A 17,242-nucleotide genomic window follows, 5' to 3' on the forward strand; every position below is an offset into this window, starting at 1 on the left:
CCACGATGACCAGGGAGGCGCTGTCCCCCAGGGTCGCCGACCTGTGCGACCGGGCCGCCCAGGTCGGCGACCCCGCACTCACCGACCGTGCCGCGCGGATCGGCCGGACCATGCGCGAGCCGCTCCGTCTGGCCGTCGCGGGACGGGTCAGCTCGGGGAAGTCGACCCTGGTCAACGCGCTCCTGGGGAGGCGGATCGCCCCGACCCGGGAGACCGAGTGCACGAAGGTGGTCACCTGGTACCGCCACGGGCAGGCCGAGAAGGTGGACGTGGTCCTCCGTGACGGCGGTTCACGCACCGTCCGGCTCTCCCCGGACGGGCGACTCCCGGAGGACCTGGGGGTGCCGAGCGGCGAGGTGGACCGACTCGTGGTGCGGCTCCCGGTCGCCGCGCTCGAGCGGCTGACGCTCATCGACACCCCCGGTCTGGCCTCTGCCACCGGTACCAACAGCGCCCGGGCGGGGGCCGTGCTGGGAGCCGGACCGGCCGACGCGCAGGCGGCCCTCGTGGACGCGCGGTCCACGGCCGCCACCGGCCGGGCGGACGCCGTCCTGTTCGTGTTGGCCGCCTCGCTACGGGCGGACGAGCGGGACGCCATCGGGTCCTTCCGGAGGGTCTCGGCGGCTGTCGACTCCCACTCTCCCGTGAACACCCTGGGTGTCCTCACCAAGGCCGATCTGCTGACCGGTCCAGGCGAGGACCCGTGGCCGGCCGCCGAGCGGCTGGCCGCCGACTTCAGGAGCCGTCTCGCCCATGACGTGGCCGACGTGGTGCCGGTCAGCGGCCTGCTCGCCGAGACCGTGGCCGCCGGGGCCTTCACCGAGACCGATGCCGATGCCCTGGCCCAGCTGGCCGGCCTCGACGACCGGAGCCTGCGCCGCCTGCTGCGGACGGCGGACGCCTTCGTGAGTCGCGAGGCCCCCGTGGCCGGGGCGGTGCGGGCGTCCCTGCTCGCACGACTGTCCCTGTACGGGATCGACAGCGCTGTCGCCGCCGTTCGCGACGGGGCACGGAGCGCCGCCGCGCTGACCACCGTCCTGGCCGGTCGTTCCCGGATCCGCGAGGTGCGGTCCGTGGTGGAGAGCGTGTTCGCGTCCCGTGCGGACGTGCTCAAGGCGGCGTCCGGTCTCCAACAGCTCCACAGGCTCGCGTACGACAGGTCGCTCAGCGACTCCGCGCGGGGCTGGTTGGGTGACCACGTCGAGCTGCTCCGTCTCCACCCGGCGATGCACGCGATCGACGAGTTGCACGCGCTCGGTGAACTGGCCGCCGGCCGGGCGTGGCTGCCGGCTGATCTCGACGTCGCCTTCCGCCGACTGGTGGACGTCGGCCCCGGCCGGGACGGCGAGACACGGCCGGACCTGCGCGCGCTCGGTGAGCGCTTCGCCCGCTTCGCCTTCGACGCGGCGCCCGCCGACGCCCACGTGGCCCGGGTCGCGGCCCGGAGCATCCACCTCCGGAGGACGGATGGGAGCGCTCGATGACCAGCGCACCCCCCGTGAAGGCCCCCGGCAGCCTGCGGCCGCGGCTCCGTGTGCTGCTCGTCGCGGCCGTCCTCGGCACCGCCCTCGTGACCGGCGCACTCACCGTCACGGTGTGGTCCGCGCGCGACCTGGATGCTGCGGACCTCGTCGCCCGAGGGGCGTCCGTGCTGGCCGCAGCCGTCGGCGGCGCGCTCCTCGCTGCGACCGTCCGCGGTCCGCTCGCCCGGGCGTCCGAGGAACCGGCCGACGCCCCTGCGTGCGGATCCGTCCCGTCTGCGGCGCCCCGCCCCGGGTCGGCCCCGCGGCACCCCGACGGCCTCGTCGAGAGGGTGCTCGAGGTCCGCGACCTGCTGGAGAACCCGGCACTGCGCGCGCGGCTGGACGACGGCATCCGCAGCGCGGGCTTCGAGGTGATCGCCCCGGCGCCCGGAGATCCGTTCGACCCCTCGGTGCACACCGCCGTGAGCACCGAGGCGGCGGTCACCGGTACCGCCCCGGGCACCATCGCCGTGGTCGAGCGGGTCGGCCTCCGGCAGGACGAGGTGCTCCACCGGCGAGCAGCGGTGGTGGTGTGGGAGGAGCAGCGATGAGCGACCCGGCCGTCGCGTCGGCACGGCTGGCCTTCACCCGGGCGATCGGGACCGTGCGGGCCGCGGTCGCGGCCGTGGACGAACGGCTGTCCCGGGCCGTCGACGAGGCCGAGGCGGCCGCGCGCGCCGTGGAGCGAGCGGTCGTCGTGGTCGTCGGGGAGGTCAAGCAGGGGAAGTCGTCCCTGGTGAACGCACTCGTCGGCCGGCCGGGGACCTCACCGACCGACGTCACCGTCACGACCGCGACCTACCTGGTGTTCCAGGCCGGCGAGCGTCCCGGGGCGACCCTGCACCTCGCCGACGGCGCGCCGCCGGTCCAGGTGGACGTGGCCGATCTCGGAGCGTGGGTGACACCCGACGCAGCGGCTCCGGTCCGCTACGCGGAGGTGGTGGTGGAGGCGCCCTGGCTCGACGACCTCGTCCTGGTCGACACCCCGGGTGCCGGTGGGCTCGCCGCCACGCACGCGACGGCGGCCCTCGAGGCGGCCGGGCGGGCGTCGGCCCTGCTGTTCGTCACCGACGCGTTCGCTCCCCTCTCCCGGGTGGAACTGGACTTCCTCCGCCAGGCCGCAGCACACGTGGAGACCGTCGTCTTCGCCCTGACCAAGATCGGTCCTCGACCCGGCTGGTCCGAGGTCCTGGCCGAGAACAGGGCGAACCTGGCGGCCGTCGCACCACGGTTCACCTCCGCGCGCTGGGTCCCGGTGGACTCGCTGCTCGCCGCCCGCGCTCTCGACGATCTCGGCGCACACCCGACCGAGGTGGCCGGTGCGATGGACGACCAGGGCGTGACGGATGCGCTCGAGGACTGGGAGGAGTCCGGCGTCGGCGAGCTCCTCGGCGTGCTGCGCACCGAGCTGGCGCCGGCCACCGAGGCACTCGCCGCGGCCAACGCGCTCCGCGCCGCTCGGTCGATCGCGGAGCGGGCCGACCGTGAGCTCGTGCTGCGCCTGGCGCAGCTGCAGGCCGACCCCGCTCTGGAGGAAGCCGTGGCCGAGTACCAGCGCCGACTGGTCGAGCTCGACGACGAGCAGCGCACGTGGGCGCCGCGTCTCGAACGGGAGCTCGCCGAGCTGCGCATCGACCTCAGCCGCCAGCTGGCCACTCGGGTGGACGAGGAGCGCGACCGGTGGACCGAGCGGTTGCGGACGCTGCGGAGGGCTCCGGACGACGCCACCTTCGCCCAGCTCTGCGACCAGCTGCAGCAGGACCTGGACGTCGTCGCCCGTGAAGCCCTCGAGTCCACCTGCCGCCGGTTCCGGGTCATCGCGGACCACCTGTTCGAGGAACTCTCCGCGCCGGAGTCGGTCGTGACGGCGCTCGACGGCCCAGGCGCGCCCCTCTTGCTGCCTCCTCCCAAGTCCCTGCCACCGGACCGGTCCCACGGGATCAAGGACGTGCTCGACCTGTACTTCGGCTGGCTCATGGGCACTGGGCTGGCCACGGGCGCCGGCTCCGCCCTCGGGTGGGTGACCGGCCTCAGCCTGGGACCGATCGGCTGGGCCCTGGGAGCCGTCGGAGGCATCGCCGGGATCGCCCTCCGGTCGTTCGTCAACCGGGACAGCGGCAGACAGGCCGACGTCCGCTCGGCGGTGCTCACGTGGATCACCCAGGCCGAGGTCGCCATCCGGTCAGAGGTCGAGCGGAACAGCATCCAGGCCCGATTCCACCTCGCCGAGGCGTTCCGGACCGCGCTCCAGCAGGCCAGGAGCGAGGCTCAGGAGTTCCTCGACGCGTCCAAGGCTGCCCGGCAGCGGTCCGCGGCCGAGTCGGCCACCCGGAGGCAGGCCCTCGACGGCCAGCGTCGGGCCCTCGCGAAGGCCGTCGAGCGGGTCGACGGCCTGTTGGCCACCCCGCTCGCCGTCGAGCCCGGGTGGCGGACGAAGCCTGGGGGGTGAACGTGTCCCCCGACCTGCCCGCACCCGAGGACACCTCCGGCGATCCCCCGCAGGAGCTCGTCCCCGGGGCCGCCGCGGCGTCGTACCCGGAGCTGGGGCCCGAGGAGGGACCGGACCTCGGGCCGGCCCCCGCCGAGCACGGTCACCCCGCCGGGGCCGACGACGTCGAGGGTCCGGAGGTCGGTCCGCGCGAGCCGGACGACGCGGGACCCGCGGAGAACGGGAACGGGGAGGTGGACGACGACCTGGAGCAGTGGTTCGCCGTGGACTGGGTCGACCCGTCGGTCCTCCCGGACGAGCAGGACCCGGTCGTCGCTGATGACGACGTCCTCGGGTACGCCGACGTCGACCAGGCGGCCCGGCTGCTGTGGGACCGGGCGGCCCTCGGCCCGGCAGCGGCGGCCGGCGACGCCGTGGAGATGCTCCGGGTCGTCGCCGAACGCGGCTCCGACGCCCTGGACCAACAGGCCGCCCGCATACTCCTCCGCCTGCTCGAGCAGCTCGGGACCTGAGCGCCGGCACGGAACGGGACCCACTCGGCGCTTCCGGGGCCTAGCGTTCCCCTCCCTGCTGGTCCCTGACGGGAGACCCGATGAGTGATCCCACCGTGCGCCGTTCGCTGAGCGTCCACCGGGTCGAGACGTCGCTGGACACGGGGGGCGCCCCGCCCGCGGTGACCGACGTGCCCGACGCCACCGAGGGGCGCGCCGGGCGGTCCGGCACGACGGCCGGCCGCCGCCAGAGGACGCTCCACCGGGTCCTCCGCGGCGCGTAGACCGGAACGGCTGGACGAGTCCGTGGACCTGCTGCACTCGTCGCCACAGGCCATCGGACGGTCCGAGGTCGTCACGGCGCTCGGGGAAGCGCTCGGCGACCCGGGGCTGCAGCTGGTCACCGGCCCGACGGGGGTCGGCAAGACCACCGTGGCAGTGGCAGCCGCCCGGAGGACCGGACGGGACGTGCGGATGGGCGGGGGGCTTCCCTCCCTGGCGGCCCGCCCCGGGATCGCTCTCGCTCGCGCGATCCGGGTCCCCCTCCCTCCGGAGCCCGAGGACGCGGTCACGCTCACCGTCGCGCTCGTCCGGGACGGCATCCTCTTCCTGGACGACGTCCACTGGGCCGACGCGCACTCCGTGCGGGTCGCCGTGGCCGCCGCGACGTCCATCCGTGCCCTGCTCTGCGTGACCGACCACGGACCGGACGGTGAGGCGCCCCGGGGTGACGGTACGGACCTGGTCGGGGTCGCCCGGTCGGCGGCACGAGCCGTGGTCCGGCTCGGTCCGCTCTCCGACGAGGACGTGGCGGCCCTGGTCCGCCGGGTGGACCCGTTCGCCCCCACCGCCGAGGTGGCGCGCGTGGTGACCGCTGCTCACGGCAACCCGGGAGCAGCACTGGCGATGGTCACCGGGGACAGCGCCTCGGCGCGGCGGGCCCTCGCCGTCCGCGCTCGTGACCTGACCGTCGCAGGTCGGACGGCACTGGTCGCCCTCGGGCTCGCGGGTCGTCCCACCCGAGCGCGCCGCCTCGGTTCCGGTGCCCCGGAGCTGGTCGAGCACGGCCTGGCGGTGGAGGAACGGCCCGGGGACGATCCGCTGTTGGCCTTCCCCTCGGCCGCCACCCACGCCGTCGCCGCCACCCTGGCCTCCCCCGAGGCGCTGTCCCGCCTCCACCGTCACCTCGCCGGCACCAGTCCGGATCCTTGGGACCGGGTGCGTCACCTCGCGGCATCCGGCGACACCGAGGGGGCGGTCGAGGCCGCCGTCCGGGCTGCTCCCGGGCAGGCCCCCGCGGGGCGGGCCCGGCTGCTGGCGCGCGCCGCCGAGCTCGCGCGAGGTGAGCGGCGGCGTCGACTCTGGCACGCGGCGGCCGACGCTGCCGATGCCGCAGGTGACGCCGGTGCGGCGGCGGCCGCGCGCCGTCGGGCGGTCACGGCCAAGCTCACCGAGCGGGAGGTGGAGGTCATGTCGCTGGTCGCCGAGGGCAGGACCACGGCGGCGATCGCCCGGCGCCTGCAGATCTCCACCGGGACCGTGGAGACCCACGTCCGGTCAGCAGTGGCCAAGCTGGGCGGTCGTAACCGCACCGAGGCCGCCGTGCTCCTCGTCACCGGAGAGCTCCCGTGAGGACGGACGTACCGGACGGGCCGTCCCCGCTGCTGGTCGCCCCCGACGAGTCCACGGCTGACGCCGCCGCCACGGCCCTGCGTGCCGCCGGATGGACGCTGACCGGTCGGGAGGACGTCCCCCGTGAGCCCTGGGACCTCGGCGGCCGGGCCCTCGTGGTGAGGGTGACCGTCGACGAGGCCACCGTCCCGGACGTCGTCGAGCTCGCTGCACGAGGCGTCGGGCTGGTCGTCGTGGTCGACGTCGAGGACCCGGTCGTCGCCGAGGGATTGATCGGCGAGCTGGTACGGCTGGGGCCGGTGGGGACGTGTGAGGCCCCGGCCGGAGGGGCGACCCTCCGGCCGCTGACCGCTGAGGAAACAGCCGTTCTCGACGAGCTGGCCCGCGGAGCGTCCGTCCCCGAGGCGGCCGCGCGGTCGTTCCTCTCCGTGCGGACGGCTCACCGGCGGCTCGCGTCGGCGCGGAACGCGCTGGGTGCCAGGAGCACCCGAGAGGCGGTGGTCGCGTACATGGCCACCCGGAGCCGGGGTCCACGGCCGCCGCCGGGCGTCGCGGCCCACAGGAGGCGGCCGTGGCCGGCGCGAAGGCGCGCTCGCGGGGCCGGTGACCCGGTGGCACGGGAGCTAGGCTCGCGCGCCGTGTCCGACGGACGGTGAGGTGCGGATGGACGAACGTTCGGACCCGGGCTCCGAGATCACACCCCTGGACCTCGTCTGGCTGGTCGACTGCTCGGGTTCCATGCGGGTGGACGGGAGACTGGGCGCGGTCGACCGTGCCATCCGTGACGCCCTCCGGCACAGCAGGGTCGTCGCCAGGGACCGTCGCATCCGCCTGTTCGTGCGTGCGCTGCTGTTCTCGTCGGGCAGTCGCTGGCACGTCCGTGACCCTGTCCCGGTCGAGCACCTGGTGTGGCCGGAGCTGCAGGAGGCCGGCGGCTACACCGACCTGGGTGCCGCACTCCGGGAGGTGGCGGCGGTGTTGAGAGCGTCGCCCGCGGAGCCGGGAGCACCGCCCCCGGTGCTCGTCCTCGTCTCCGACGGCGAGCCGACCGACGACGTCGACGAGGGGATCCGCGCGCTCGCGGACACTCCGCGGGGCGTGCAGGCGCAGCGCTTCGCCGTCGGTCTCGGTCCGGACGCCGATCTGGACGTCCTCCGGCGGTTCGTCGGGTCCTCGGCCGCCCCGCCCGTCTCCGTCCCGCGACCCGAGCAGTTGCCCGGGGTCCTGCGCGGGGTCTGCAGCATGGCGCTGGACGCCGCGACGGCGGGGGTGACCGCCCTACCGCAGCAGGAGGCGGCGAGGACGGCTTCGGGGCCGCCCCGGTCGGGACGGTCGGCGGCGATCGACTTCGGGACCACCTACACCTCGGCGGCCGTGCGGGACGGCGAGGGGAGGGTGCACACGATCGCCTTCGACAGCGGCCTGACGAGGTCCCCGTCCGGGGTGCTGCGCCTGACCGACGGGTCGTTGCTCGTCGGATCACTCGCCGAGGCGCAGGCGGCCCTGTACCCGCAGGCGTTCGAAGCCACGCCCAAGCGGCTCATGGGGTATGACACCGTCGTCCTGGGCGGCGAGGAGACAGCCGTGGTCGACCTCGTCGCCGCCGTCCTGAGGCACGCCGCCGCGGAGCTGGACCGCCAGCAGGGGAAGGGCCGGGAGGTCCTGCTGACCCATCCCGCGGACTGGCGCCGACCACGGTTGGCGGTCCTGCGCCGAGCCGCCGCCCGGGCCGGGCTCGGGGACGTCACGCTCGTCCCCGAACCGGTGGCGGCCGCGGCGGCCTACACCACCGACGACGACGTCACCCGGGGATCGGTGGCCGCGGTCTACGACCTGGGAGGCGGGACGTTCGACGCTGCCGTCGTGGAGCGCACCGAGACCGGGTGGGCCGTCGCCGGCCCACCCGCCGGCATCGACCCGCTCGGCGGTGTGGACTTCGACCGCCTGCTGCTCGGGCACGTCGGTGGTGTCGTCGCCGGTCGTGACCCGGCGGCGTGGGCAGCGCTATCGGATCCACCGGACATGGTGTGGCGCCGCCGCCGGCGCGAACTGCAGCGGGAGGTCCGGGCGGCCAAGGAGGCCCTGTCCACGCACCCGTCCTGGACGGTGTTCGTGCCGGGGGTCGAGGAGACGGTCACCCTCACCGTGGAGGACCTGGAACGCCTGATCGCGCCGCTCGTCGACCGGACCGTCGACGTGATGGTGGCCACCATCCGGGAGTCCGGACGACGGCCCGACCAGTTGCAGGCCGTCTACATGACCGGGGGTTCCTCGCGGATCCCCCTGGTGCACCGCCGGCTGTGGGACGCGCTCGGCGTCGAGCCCCTCACCGGCTCGGATCCCAAACTGGTCGTCGTCACGGGCGCCCTCTGCTGACCCGCCCCGGCCCGACGGCCGAGGACCGGGCGACGACGGGTCACCGCAGCTCAGGGCATTGTCGTTCCACAGGTCGACCCCTACCTTGTGACGGACTCGTCCCACCCACGGGGGTCTTCGATGGCGACACCCACTGATGTACGCGACGTCCTGAGCGAGTGGGTGCAGCGGTGCGGACCGTCCTTCCTGGACGACCCCCGCCGGGTCCGGGCAGTCCTCCACGACGCCGCACCGGACTCGTCCGAGCAGACCGCCTTCCTCAGCGCTGCACTCGAGGACGGCATCGCCCGCCGCATCCTCGACACGCCCCCTGACCGGCTGGGTGTCGAGATGGAGCGCATGACCGCTGAGCTGGCAGGCCGGCGTGGCCTCGCCAGACCCGACGCCGAGTGGGCCGTGGTCACCGTGGCCGCGGCCCTGGGGGCGCCTCTCCCACCACCGCCGGGACCGGGTCGGTCCACGCAGCGCCCGGTCCCGCCCCGCAGGCGTCGGGGCCTGCTGCTCGCCGGCGTGATCGGCGCGGTGCTGCTCGTCGCCGGTGGCGTGGTCGCCGTGCTCCTGCTCGTCGACCGAGGCCCGGTCCCTCCGGGGGGTCTCCAGGTGGCCGCGGAGGAGGAGAGGATCACCGTGCGCTGGGACGCGGTCACCGACGCTGCTGGCTACCAGGTGCTCCGCGATGACGAACTGCTGGCCGAGACGACCCAGACCGAGTACGTCGACACGGAGGTGGAGGGCGGTACCGAGTACGACTACTCCGTCCGCACCGTGGAGGACTCGGGGGAGCGGTCGGAGGTCTCCGCCACCGAGTCGGTACGAGCGGTGCTCCCGTCCCCGGCCGTGGACCCCCCGACCGCGGACGGCCTGACGGTCACCCTGACCTGGGCGCCGGTGGCCGGTGCCGAGCACTACGAGATCAGCCGGGGTGGTTCCTCGATCGCCGACAACGTCACCGGCACCACCTACACCGACGAGCAGTCGGAGGTCGGCAGGCCCTCGTACACCGTGACCGCCGTGGACGACGACGGCGGGGGCCGGTCGTCCACGGACGTGGCCGTGGACGTGGCCCCCTGGGGCACCATGCAGACCTTCGCCTCGGCGTTCCCCCTGCTGTTCCCGGTGACGCCGGAGGCCGGCCTGCAGGACCCCGTTGCCCCGCACCGATGCGCGTTCGAAGCACCCGACGGATCGAACGCGGCCGTCGAACGCGTTCGCTGCACGTTCGACAACGGCATCGTCGCGTTCGTCGACCGGTTCACGAGCGCACAGCAGGTGGCCGACGACCTCCAGTCCTTCATCACTCCGGGGTCCGGCCAGTTCACCGACACGTGGTTCTGCACCGGCGGTTCGACGGAAGGCCAGTTCACCGAGTGGACCTTGGCGGACGGGGCGCCCTTCGAGCTCTTCACCTTCGTCGACCCAGGGCTGGAGTTGTTCGACCTCTTCGTCGTCTGGACGTCGGACCGGTCCGTCGGGGACCTCAACGCCGCTTTCCTCCAGTCCCCGATCCTCTGCGACTGACCTGCAGCGCCGGTGCGGCGGTCGTCGGTGCTGCGGGTGGGGCCGGGTCCGGGTGGCCGGGAACATCGGGTGCGGGCCGGGGATCTGAGTGGGCATGAGTGACTACGGCAACCTGGTGATCAATCCCGACGGTTCGATGACGATCGGCTCGCCCTGGACCAACAGCGCGCTGCCGGACCCGACCACCCCGGAGGCGGTGGACGTGCTGGCCGGGCCCCTGGGCTACGACATCCTGGCGGACCTGGAGTGCGGCCCGGCCGACGCCGGCGCGGTGGTCCCGGTGGACGGGGTGTCCGTCGCCACCGGGCTGGGGCACCTCGACGCGGCCGCGGCCAACTGGGCGGGGCTGGCCCCGGCGGGGACCTCGGTGGTCTACGACCCCTACCTGGGACAGCCGACGTTCTACGAGCCGGGGGACTTCACTCCCGACCCGTGGGTCGACGGCTTCGTCGACGGCTACTGACCGCTCCGGGCCCGCAGGTCCGCCGCCCCTGACCGGGAACGCGACCTGCGGGCCTCGGGTGTCACACCTCATCGACCGTGGACCGGGTCAGGCGTCCTCGACGTCCAGGAGGGGACCCCGGTCCCCGGGAGACCGCTCCACCGCACCGGGCGGGGTTCGTGGAGCCTCCGGAGGCGACCTCGGCGGGTGCCCCTGGTGGACGACGCCACGTCAGGCGTCGGGGTCCCGGCGCGACGACCGAGGAAGGGCGGGAGCGTCCCCGGGCGGTTCGCTCACTCCCGCCGGCCGGGGAGCGACCTGCACCTAGGGGCGGCACGTCGATGCCCGGAGTGCCCGTTCGAGGGGTCCGCGCGGATCCGGGGGAGTCGGGGGCAGGTCGTGTCGGTCCCCCGGCGGCCTGACGAGTCCCCGTCAGGAGCCTCAGCGCGGCTCGTTCCGTCCCTGTGCGGGGTCGGGATGCCGGTGGGGACCGACCCCGCGGACGAGGTCGAGGTGCGGGACCTGGGAATCGAACCCAGTCGGCCGGTGGCAGGTGCTTTACAGGCACCCTCCCAAACCATTGGGACATGTCCCGCGAGAGGAACAGCGGGCGGTGCGCCCCCTGTGTCGTTGGCTGGTCGGCTGGTCACCGGGAGACGCCGCCCTCGTCGTGCAGTCACGGGACGGGCGACCACGGCATGAAGGCGCCGGGCTCGCGGCCCACAGCAGCCGGCGTCCTGGTCGACGCCGCTGGGTGTCCGTCCCGGGCCGTCGTCGCCGAGCCGACCACTCGGAGGTCCCCGGGCCGTCCCGTCGTGGAGGTCCGACTCGCTCACGTCCCCTTGGATCAGGGGACAGCCCCCGGATGTTCCCGGCGCCCCGGGGTGGCTCGTCCGGTGGTCTCGGGGTCCCACCGCTGCTCGAACGGGGTCCCGATGCACCACGGCCCGGCCGACCGGCGTCGCCCGGACCCGCAGGGGTCAGTACCGCGACGTCGGGAACATCCTCGGCTTCCCGGTGATCTGAACCAGGAGAGTCGGACGCGGGAGCTACGGCTGGTAGCCGTACTCGAGGAGGAGAGCGTGCACGGCGTTCCTGGCGCGGTTGAGTCTGCTCTTCACCGTCTGCACGCCGACGCCCTGGTAGGCGGCGATCTCCGCGTAGGTCATGTCCGCGTACTCGCGGAGGACGAGAGCCGTCCGGAAGTCGGGCGGCAGCAGGTCCAGGACCTGCTGGAGCGCGTCCCGCTCCGCGAGCGTCGTGGAGAAGGGCGTCTCTCGACCTGCCCAGTCCCCGACCTCCGCGACCGGTTCCTCCCGCCGCCGCTGTACCACCCTCAGCGCCGCGTTGGCCGCTATGCGGTGGAGCCACGTGCCGAACTGTGCCTCACCGCGGAACTTGGCGAGGTTGCGCCAGGCGGCGGTCAGCGCGTCCTGGAGCGCGTCCTCGGCATCCTGCCGCTGCCCGGTGATGCGGTAGCAGACGGCCCACACCCGTTCACGGTGCGGTTGGATGAGAGCGGCGAAGGCCTCGGCGTCTCCGGCGGCTGCGGAGCTGGCCAGCGAGGACTCCTCGTCGGCGCGTGTGTCCATGCCGCTCCCCGGTGCCCGGATCGTGGCGGCAGCGTAGACCGCGTGCGAGGACGGTGAGAAGGGACGACCGACATGCACATCGAGTTCGACCAGGAGGGGTTCCTGGTGATGGAGGGCTTCTCCGCCGACGCGCCGGAGGAGGCCACGGGCGCCGACCGCTCGGTGTTCGAGGCCCCGCCACCGCTGTCGGAGGACACCTGGCTCGCGGCTCTCACCTCCACCGTCGACGAGGACGGGGGGAGGGACGACGTCGACGACCTGCTGACGGGTCCGGGCGGGCCGGCCGGCACCGCTGAGGGAGACCCGGAGCCCGATGCGCCCGCGTCCCCCGTGGGGGACGACGTGCCTGGCGTCCCGTCGGCCGAGTCCACCACCGGGGAGTGGCCGGCGGACGACTGGTACGACACCGATGCCATCGACACCGGCACTGCTGCTGCCGTGGACGACGGGGGATCTGACGACGTCCTGTGACCGGGCGGCCGCGGCAGGCCCACCGCATGAGCACGCTGCCGGGCCACGGCTCGATCGCGGAGAGGTCGGTGGTGCGCCGGAAGACCGGTGGACCCCGGCTCCGGGCAGGGACCTGACCAGCCTGGTCCCTGCGTGACGACCACTCGCTCGTCCGTACCGATCCACCGAGCGCCGCCTGCCGGCCGAGGGGCTCCGCGTGGAGGAGTGGCCGCATGACGCTGCTGCGTGATGGCACCCGGTCCGAGCGGAGGGGCCCACGCGGTCCAGGCGCGGGGTCGAGCACTGCAGCGCCGGTGCGGCGGTCGTCGGTGCTGCGGGTGGGGCCGGGTCCGGGTGGCCGGGAACATCGGGTGCGGGCCGGGGATCTGAGTGGGCATGAGTGACTACGGCAACCTGGTGATCAATCCCGACGGTTCGATGACGATCGGCTCGCCCTGGACCAACAGCGCGCTGCCGGACCCGACCACCCCGGAGGCGGTGGACGTGCTGGCCGGGCCCCTGGGCTACGACATCCTGGCGGACCTGGAGTGCGGCCCGGCCGACGCCGGCGCGGTGGTCCCGGTGGACGGGGTGTCCGTCGCCACCGGGCTGGGGCACCTCGACGCGGCCGCGGCCAACTGGGCGGGGCTGGCCCCGGCGGGGACCTCGGTGGTCTACGACCCCTACCTGGGACAGCCGACGTTCTACGAGCCGGGGGACTTCACTCCCGACCCGTGGGTCGACGGCTTCGTCGACGGCTACTGACCGCTCCGGGCCCGCAGGTCCGCCGCCCCTGACCGGGAGCGCGACCTGCGGGCCCGGCCAGTGGCCGGCCCACGAGGTGTCGTGCAGCAGACGGTGGTGCCTGCTGTCCCTGCACGGACACGGGGAGGCGACCGACGTGCACGGAGGGAGTGATCCCGGTGCCGGCGGTGACGCGACCGGTGCGGACACCGGCGTCCGGTCGCCCGTCCGGAGACGTCACCAGCGGCCCGTGCGGGTGGAGTCCCCGCTCGGGGCCATGGGTCCGGCCGATCGTCCTGCACCGCTGGGACTGTCCGCCCGTGGGTCGTGCAGATACCGTCCCACCTCCGCACACGACGGTTCGTCCGTGGCAGTCGTGGATTGGAACGCGCGAACACGCGCGCGGGCGCTTCCTGCCGAGTGCGCGCGGTGAGGAGGGGTGACGGATGGCCGATCCCGCCGGTCCTGACGAGCGGCCCGTGCCGACGCGCCAGTCACCCCCACCCCCGGCCCCCCCGACCGGCCAGGCGAAGCGCTGGGTCACGGTGGGCCTCCCGTTGGTCGTCGCGGCGCTCGTCGTGATCGCGCTCGTGCTCTACGTCCTCGTGGGTCCCTCGGAGGGGGAGCTCGTCCGGGGGAGCGCCACACCTGCGGCGGGTGAGAGCGCTTCCGGGTCCACGGACACGGACCCTCCGTCTCCGGCCCCGTCGACCGGCCCGACGGCGAGTCCGCCGCTCACGACTCCGCCGCCTCCGCCTCCCACGAGCCCCGCCCCGCCTCCTGCGGAGGCACCGCCGACCGAGGAGATCATCGGTCAGTGGGTGGGCGAGGGCACGCTCACCGCTTGTGAGGGGTTCAGCAACGACTGTCCTCCCGGTCTGCCGTTCCGCTTGGAGATCACGTGTGGCTCGTCCGGGCCGTGCTTCGTGGTCCCGCTGGAGGGCTACATGTCCTCGGTCCTGAGCCCCTCGGCGGGCGGCTACAGCGCCCGCGGACCGGTGCCGACGGAGGTCTCGCCGACGTGCGACGGCTCCCTCGTCCTGGCTTCGTGGTTGCTGACCGTCACCGTCGAGGACGGCCGCCTCGTGGGCGGCTACACGGAGACGACAACGGGTGCACTCCAGTGCGCTCCCACTCGAGCGGCCTGGGACATCACACTGACGCGAGGGTGACGTCCTCTCCGTTCTCGCAACGGACCGATCCCCTCGACTCCCGACCGCGACCGTGGATCCGAGGTCATCGGACGGGACCCGCTCGACGCAGACGGTCGGAGGCCCTACCGTGCGCGTCGCACTGCATGGAGTAGATCAGCGGTAGATCACCCGGCTTCGGACCGGGAGGGCGCAGGTTCGAGTCCTGCCTCCATGTCCGCTGCCCGTCCTGGAGCAGACCGGTGGTGGACCACCCGCCGCTCGAGCGGGAGGGCGCGAGTCCGGTCCTCGCTCCCAGGTCCGGTCCGGGAGGTCGAGGTACCCATGCACGAGGAGCCCGAGGCCGAGACCTCGTCGCACTACGCCGTGGGGCGGTTGTGGGACGCGCTGTACACCGCCGCCACGTCCGGGGACGAGGCCACGCGGTCGCGCGCCGCGGCGAAGGTCGACCGCTGGCAGGCGGTGCTCGGTGGCATCGCGAGCGGTGAGCTGAGCATCGGCTCACGTACGCCGGTGACGGAGACCCCGGCCTGGGTGACCCTCGAGGTGGTCACCGGCGGTTTCACGACCGGCCGGTACCCGGCGGAGCAGCCACTGGACGACGACGAGCGCGCCCGGCTCGCTCAGCTGCCTCCTGGACCCGGATCGACAGCCCGTGAGCGGCTCAATCTCTGGTACCTCAGCGACGCCGGGCAGGCCGAGCTGTTGGCGGCGCTGACGAGCGAGCACTACCGCATCGATCTGCCCGAGCACGCGGCGCTGGCCGTCGTGGCCCTCCTGGTCGACCGTGGTCATGGTGGAGCAGCGCTCGACCTGCTCGCAGCTCTCCGCCCGTTTCTGCACCGGCTGCGGTTCACCCCACAACTGACCGGTCGGCCGGTGCCGACCGGGACCGCGGTCCACCTGGAGCCTGTCGGCAGGGTCGCTGCGACCCTTCGTGCGGTCACGCCCCTCCGCAGGTCGTCGCCATGCGGGAGGCGCTCGCATCGTGGCACCCGCTCTACGACGACCTCGTCGCGCTGTGGGCGGACACCGTCGACGGGCGACTACCACACCTGGTCAGCCGCGGCGGCGTCGTCGAGATCGAGGGCGGCTGGCCCGCCCGCCGCTTCCCGGACGTCTGGGCTGCGAGGCGCGCCGAGTGGCTCACCCGCTACGAGGCCCTGGTGGAGCAGGCGACCGCGTCGACCCGGCACCAGCACCCCAGGAGCAACTTCACCCGGCTCCGCCGTGCGCTGGAGATCGCCGGGGACGACGGCGCCGGCCTGTCCGGCCGTGACGTGGGCTGGGTACGGCGAGCGCTGGCCAACACCATCACGCGGCACGGCACTCCCGGCAGTGAGACCAGGGCCGCGGTGCGCACCGCGCAGGCTGAGGCCGCCGGCCGGCCGACGCATGCTGTGTTGGCGCACGTCGTCGCCGGCCGGCTCGACCGCTTTCCCGCGGACGGTGGCCTCCCGGCCCTCGACACGGTCGTCGGGGACACCACGGGAGAGGAGGCGCCCGCGATCGGGAACGGCGTGGCGGTGCCCGCGCCCGTGGTCCGGGCGGTGAGCCGTGCTCTCGAGGCACCCGTGGAGGAGTTGATCGACCGGGGCGTGATCAGTTCGGGCGAGGTCCTCGCCCGGGTGCTGCCGCAGGTGACAGCGCAGTACGTGTCGGCGAGCATCGACGACGCGGTGATCGCGGGCCTGTACGCCCGCACGTACGCGGCGTTCCGGTGTCGGCGCAGCCTGCTGCTGCTCGGCCTCGAGCACCAGGTGCGGTTCGAGGAACTGCCGTGGGTCACGAGCCTCTCCGGCTTCCGCGCTCGAGGTCGCTCAGCCCACGTGGCCCGACAGGCGTTGCAACGAGCGGTCCTGCTGGCTCTCGACGCCTTCCCGGAGCGGATCCTCCCCAATCCGCTGGTACGTGAGTTCGGCGCCCTCGCCACCGCGGGGGACGTGCGGCTGGACCTGGTCGAAGAGGTGGCTGCGGACATCTTCACGGGTACCTTCACGACGAAGTGGCGGACCGCTGCGCAGGTGGCCAGCGAGTGCCTGCAGGACTCGCTGTACGCCCGCTACTACGACCTCCCTGGCCCGGAGTTCTGGGCCTCCGGATCCGGGTCGAACGGCTGGACGCACGTGCAGAGGCGGTGGAGCAGGGAGGCGGTCGACTTCACCGTGCTGTGCAGCACCCGAGCGGCCGAGGCGGGCCGGGACGGGCGCTCCTGGAGCGTCGCTGCGAATGGCGCCGTACTCGAGCAGAGTCAGATCCTCACCACCCACAACCTGGCCGTACTGACCGTCGGGCTCGACCTGCAGACGGTCCTTCGGGAGCGAGCGCCGGAGCTGGCCGAGCGGGTGCTGACGTGGGTGTTCCACACCCATGCTCACCTGCCTGGCCGGCAGCACGCCGCCTCGGCAGCGATCAGGCGCATCTCCTACGCCTGGCGACAGGCGATCTACCTGCTCAGCTTCTGCGATGACGAGTTCCGACGGGTCACGGTGCGGCGCCTCCTCGAGGCCACGTCGACGGGTACCGCCGTGGAGTTGCGGCCGGTCGTCGACGGACTGGCGCACGTGGTCGCCGGCGGTCGCTTCCACGCTGCCGGCGTCGCCGACGGAGGAGCAGGGCGGCGCCTGCTGGGGTGGTCAGTGGGGGAGCACTGGCTGCTTGCGTCCATCGCCGCGCGGGACTGATCTCCGTTGTGTCCTGGAGCAGCCCGCATGGCTCGTGGCGCGCGGCGTTCCTGGGCCTCGACATCCGTGGACACCGGGGGCCGATGCGCCCGAGCCCGCCGCTTCGGCCACGGGCACCGCACTGGCCGCGTCGAGGCGGATCGCCATCGGCGGAGGTCATCGGGCGCGGCAGCCTCTCCAGGCCTCGGTC

At 73.9% G+C, this 17,242-nt stretch carries 14 protein-coding genes and 2 tRNA genes; 14 read left to right on the forward strand and 2 right to left on the reverse strand.

The annotated features are described in order from the left end of the window. The first annotated feature begins 5 nt into the window (after positions 1–5). The 10 genes from ACI8AA_RS04835 to ACI8AA_RS04880 all read left to right on the forward strand — a co-directional run bounded on the left by ACI8AA_RS04835 (position 6) and on the right by ACI8AA_RS04880 (position 10,452). A complete protein-coding gene (locus ACI8AA_RS04835; RefSeq protein WP_457043384.1) occupies positions 6–1,484 on the forward strand; it encodes a dynamin family protein in 1,479 nt (492 codons plus the stop codon). Beyond that, positions 1,481–2,074: a nucleotide exchange factor GrpE gene (grpE, locus tag ACI8AA_RS04840; protein ID WP_457043385.1), complete on the forward strand. Its 594-nt coding sequence runs from the start codon at positions 1,481–1,483 to the stop codon at positions 2,072–2,074. Before ACI8AA_RS04835 ends, grpE begins: the two co-directional genes overlap by 4 nt. Then, on the forward strand, positions 2,071–3,972 hold the full coding sequence (locus ACI8AA_RS04845; protein WP_457043386.1) for a dynamin family protein: 1,902 nt from the start codon (positions 2,071–2,073) through the stop codon (positions 3,970–3,972). The genes grpE and ACI8AA_RS04845 overlap by 4 nt, the downstream gene beginning before the upstream one ends. After that, positions 3,969–4,484 (forward strand): hypothetical protein, encoded by a 516-nt coding sequence (locus ACI8AA_RS04850; protein ID WP_457043387.1) that lies wholly within the window; start codon positions 3,969–3,971, stop codon positions 4,482–4,484. Before ACI8AA_RS04845 ends, ACI8AA_RS04850 begins: the two co-directional genes overlap by 4 nt. 80 nt (positions 4,485–4,564) lie before the next feature. After that, positions 4,565–4,747 (forward strand): hypothetical protein, encoded by a 183-nt coding sequence (locus tag ACI8AA_RS04855; RefSeq protein WP_457043388.1) that lies wholly within the window; start codon positions 4,565–4,567, stop codon positions 4,745–4,747. Positions 4,748–4,769: 22 nt separating this feature from the next. Continuing rightward, positions 4,770–6,095, forward strand: coding sequence for a LuxR C-terminal-related transcriptional regulator (locus ACI8AA_RS04860; RefSeq protein ID WP_457043389.1), 1,326 nt, complete (start codon positions 4,770–4,772; stop codon positions 6,093–6,095). Positions 6,096–6,259: 164 nt separating this feature from the next. After that, entirely contained in the window at positions 6,260–6,751 is a 492-nt protein-coding gene (locus ACI8AA_RS04865) for a hypothetical protein (protein ID WP_457043390.1), read from the forward strand. 7 nt (positions 6,752–6,758) lie between these two features. Continuing rightward, the gene (locus ACI8AA_RS04870; protein ID WP_457043391.1) at positions 6,759–8,471 is read left to right on the forward strand and encodes an Hsp70 family protein; all 1,713 of its coding nucleotides are present in this window, start codon (positions 6,759–6,761) and stop codon (positions 8,469–8,471) included. Between the two features lie 120 nt (positions 8,472–8,591). Further along, the gene (locus ACI8AA_RS04875) at positions 8,592–9,989 is read left to right on the forward strand and encodes a fibronectin type III domain-containing protein (RefSeq protein ID WP_457043392.1); all 1,398 of its coding nucleotides are present in this window, start codon (positions 8,592–8,594) and stop codon (positions 9,987–9,989) included. A 94-nt stretch (positions 9,990–10,083) separates the two neighbouring features. Further along, positions 10,084–10,452: a hypothetical protein gene (locus tag ACI8AA_RS04880; protein ID WP_457043393.1), complete on the forward strand. Its 369-nt coding sequence runs from the start codon at positions 10,084–10,086 to the stop codon at positions 10,450–10,452. 493 nt (positions 10,453–10,945) lie between these two features. Here ACI8AA_RS04880 and ACI8AA_RS04885 read toward each other — a convergent pair. Continuing rightward, a tRNA-Tyr gene (locus ACI8AA_RS04885) sits at positions 10,946–11,027 on the reverse strand. Positions 11,028–11,480: 453 nt separating this feature from the next. Then, positions 11,481–12,023, reverse strand: coding sequence for an RNA polymerase sigma factor (locus ACI8AA_RS04890; RefSeq protein WP_457043394.1), 543 nt, complete (start codon positions 12,021–12,023; stop codon positions 11,481–11,483). Positions 12,024–12,095: 72 nt separating this feature from the next. Between ACI8AA_RS04890 and ACI8AA_RS04895 the strand changes: the two genes are divergently transcribed. From ACI8AA_RS04895 to ACI8AA_RS04910, 4 genes are all read left to right on the forward strand, one after another. After that, positions 12,096–12,494, forward strand: a complete 399-nt coding sequence (locus ACI8AA_RS04895; protein ID WP_457043395.1) for a hypothetical protein — start codon at positions 12,096–12,098, stop codon at positions 12,492–12,494. Positions 12,495–12,869: 375 nt separating this feature from the next. Then, a complete protein-coding gene (locus ACI8AA_RS04900) occupies positions 12,870–13,238 on the forward strand; it encodes a hypothetical protein (RefSeq protein WP_457043393.1) in 369 nt (122 codons plus the stop codon). A 1,275-nt stretch (positions 13,239–14,513) separates the two neighbouring features. Then, a tRNA-Arg gene (locus ACI8AA_RS04905) sits at positions 14,514–14,585 on the forward strand. Positions 14,586–15,534: 949 nt separating this feature from the next. Next, entirely contained in the window at positions 15,535–17,052 is a 1,518-nt protein-coding gene (locus tag ACI8AA_RS04910) for a hypothetical protein (protein WP_457043396.1), read from the forward strand. Positions 17,053–17,242: the final 190 nt, after the last annotated feature.

This window comes from Geodermatophilus sp. SYSU D01180, assembly GCF_054050415.1.

Bases quoted from the DNA above. Each gene is read 5' to 3' on its own strand.
- ACI8AA_RS04835 (WP_457043384.1), top strand. From the start codon at position 6: ATGACCAGGGAGGCGCTGTCCCCCAGGGTCGCCGACCTGTGCGACCGG.
- ACI8AA_RS04875 (WP_457043392.1), top strand. From the start codon at position 8,592: ATGGCGACACCCACTGATGTACGCGACGTCCTGAGCGAGTGGGTGCAG.
- ACI8AA_RS04845 (WP_457043386.1), top strand. From the start codon at position 2,071: ATGAGCGACCCGGCCGTCGCGTCGGCACGGCTGGCCTTCACCCGGGCG.
- ACI8AA_RS04855 (WP_457043388.1), top strand. From the start codon at position 4,565: ATGAGTGATCCCACCGTGCGCCGTTCGCTGAGCGTCCACCGGGTCGAG.
- grpE (WP_457043385.1), top strand. From the start codon at position 1,481: ATGACCAGCGCACCCCCCGTGAAGGCCCCCGGCAGCCTGCGGCCGCGG.
- ACI8AA_RS04870 (WP_457043391.1), top strand. From the start codon at position 6,759: ATGGACGAACGTTCGGACCCGGGCTCCGAGATCACACCCCTGGACCTC.
- ACI8AA_RS04890 (WP_457043394.1), bottom strand. From the start codon at position 12,023: ATGGACACACGCGCCGACGAGGAGTCCTCGCTGGCCAGCTCCGCAGCC.
- ACI8AA_RS04900 (WP_457043393.1), top strand. From the start codon at position 12,870: ATGAGTGACTACGGCAACCTGGTGATCAATCCCGACGGTTCGATGACG.
- ACI8AA_RS04880 (WP_457043393.1), top strand. From the start codon at position 10,084: ATGAGTGACTACGGCAACCTGGTGATCAATCCCGACGGTTCGATGACG.
- ACI8AA_RS04895 (WP_457043395.1), top strand. From the start codon at position 12,096: ATGCACATCGAGTTCGACCAGGAGGGGTTCCTGGTGATGGAGGGCTTC.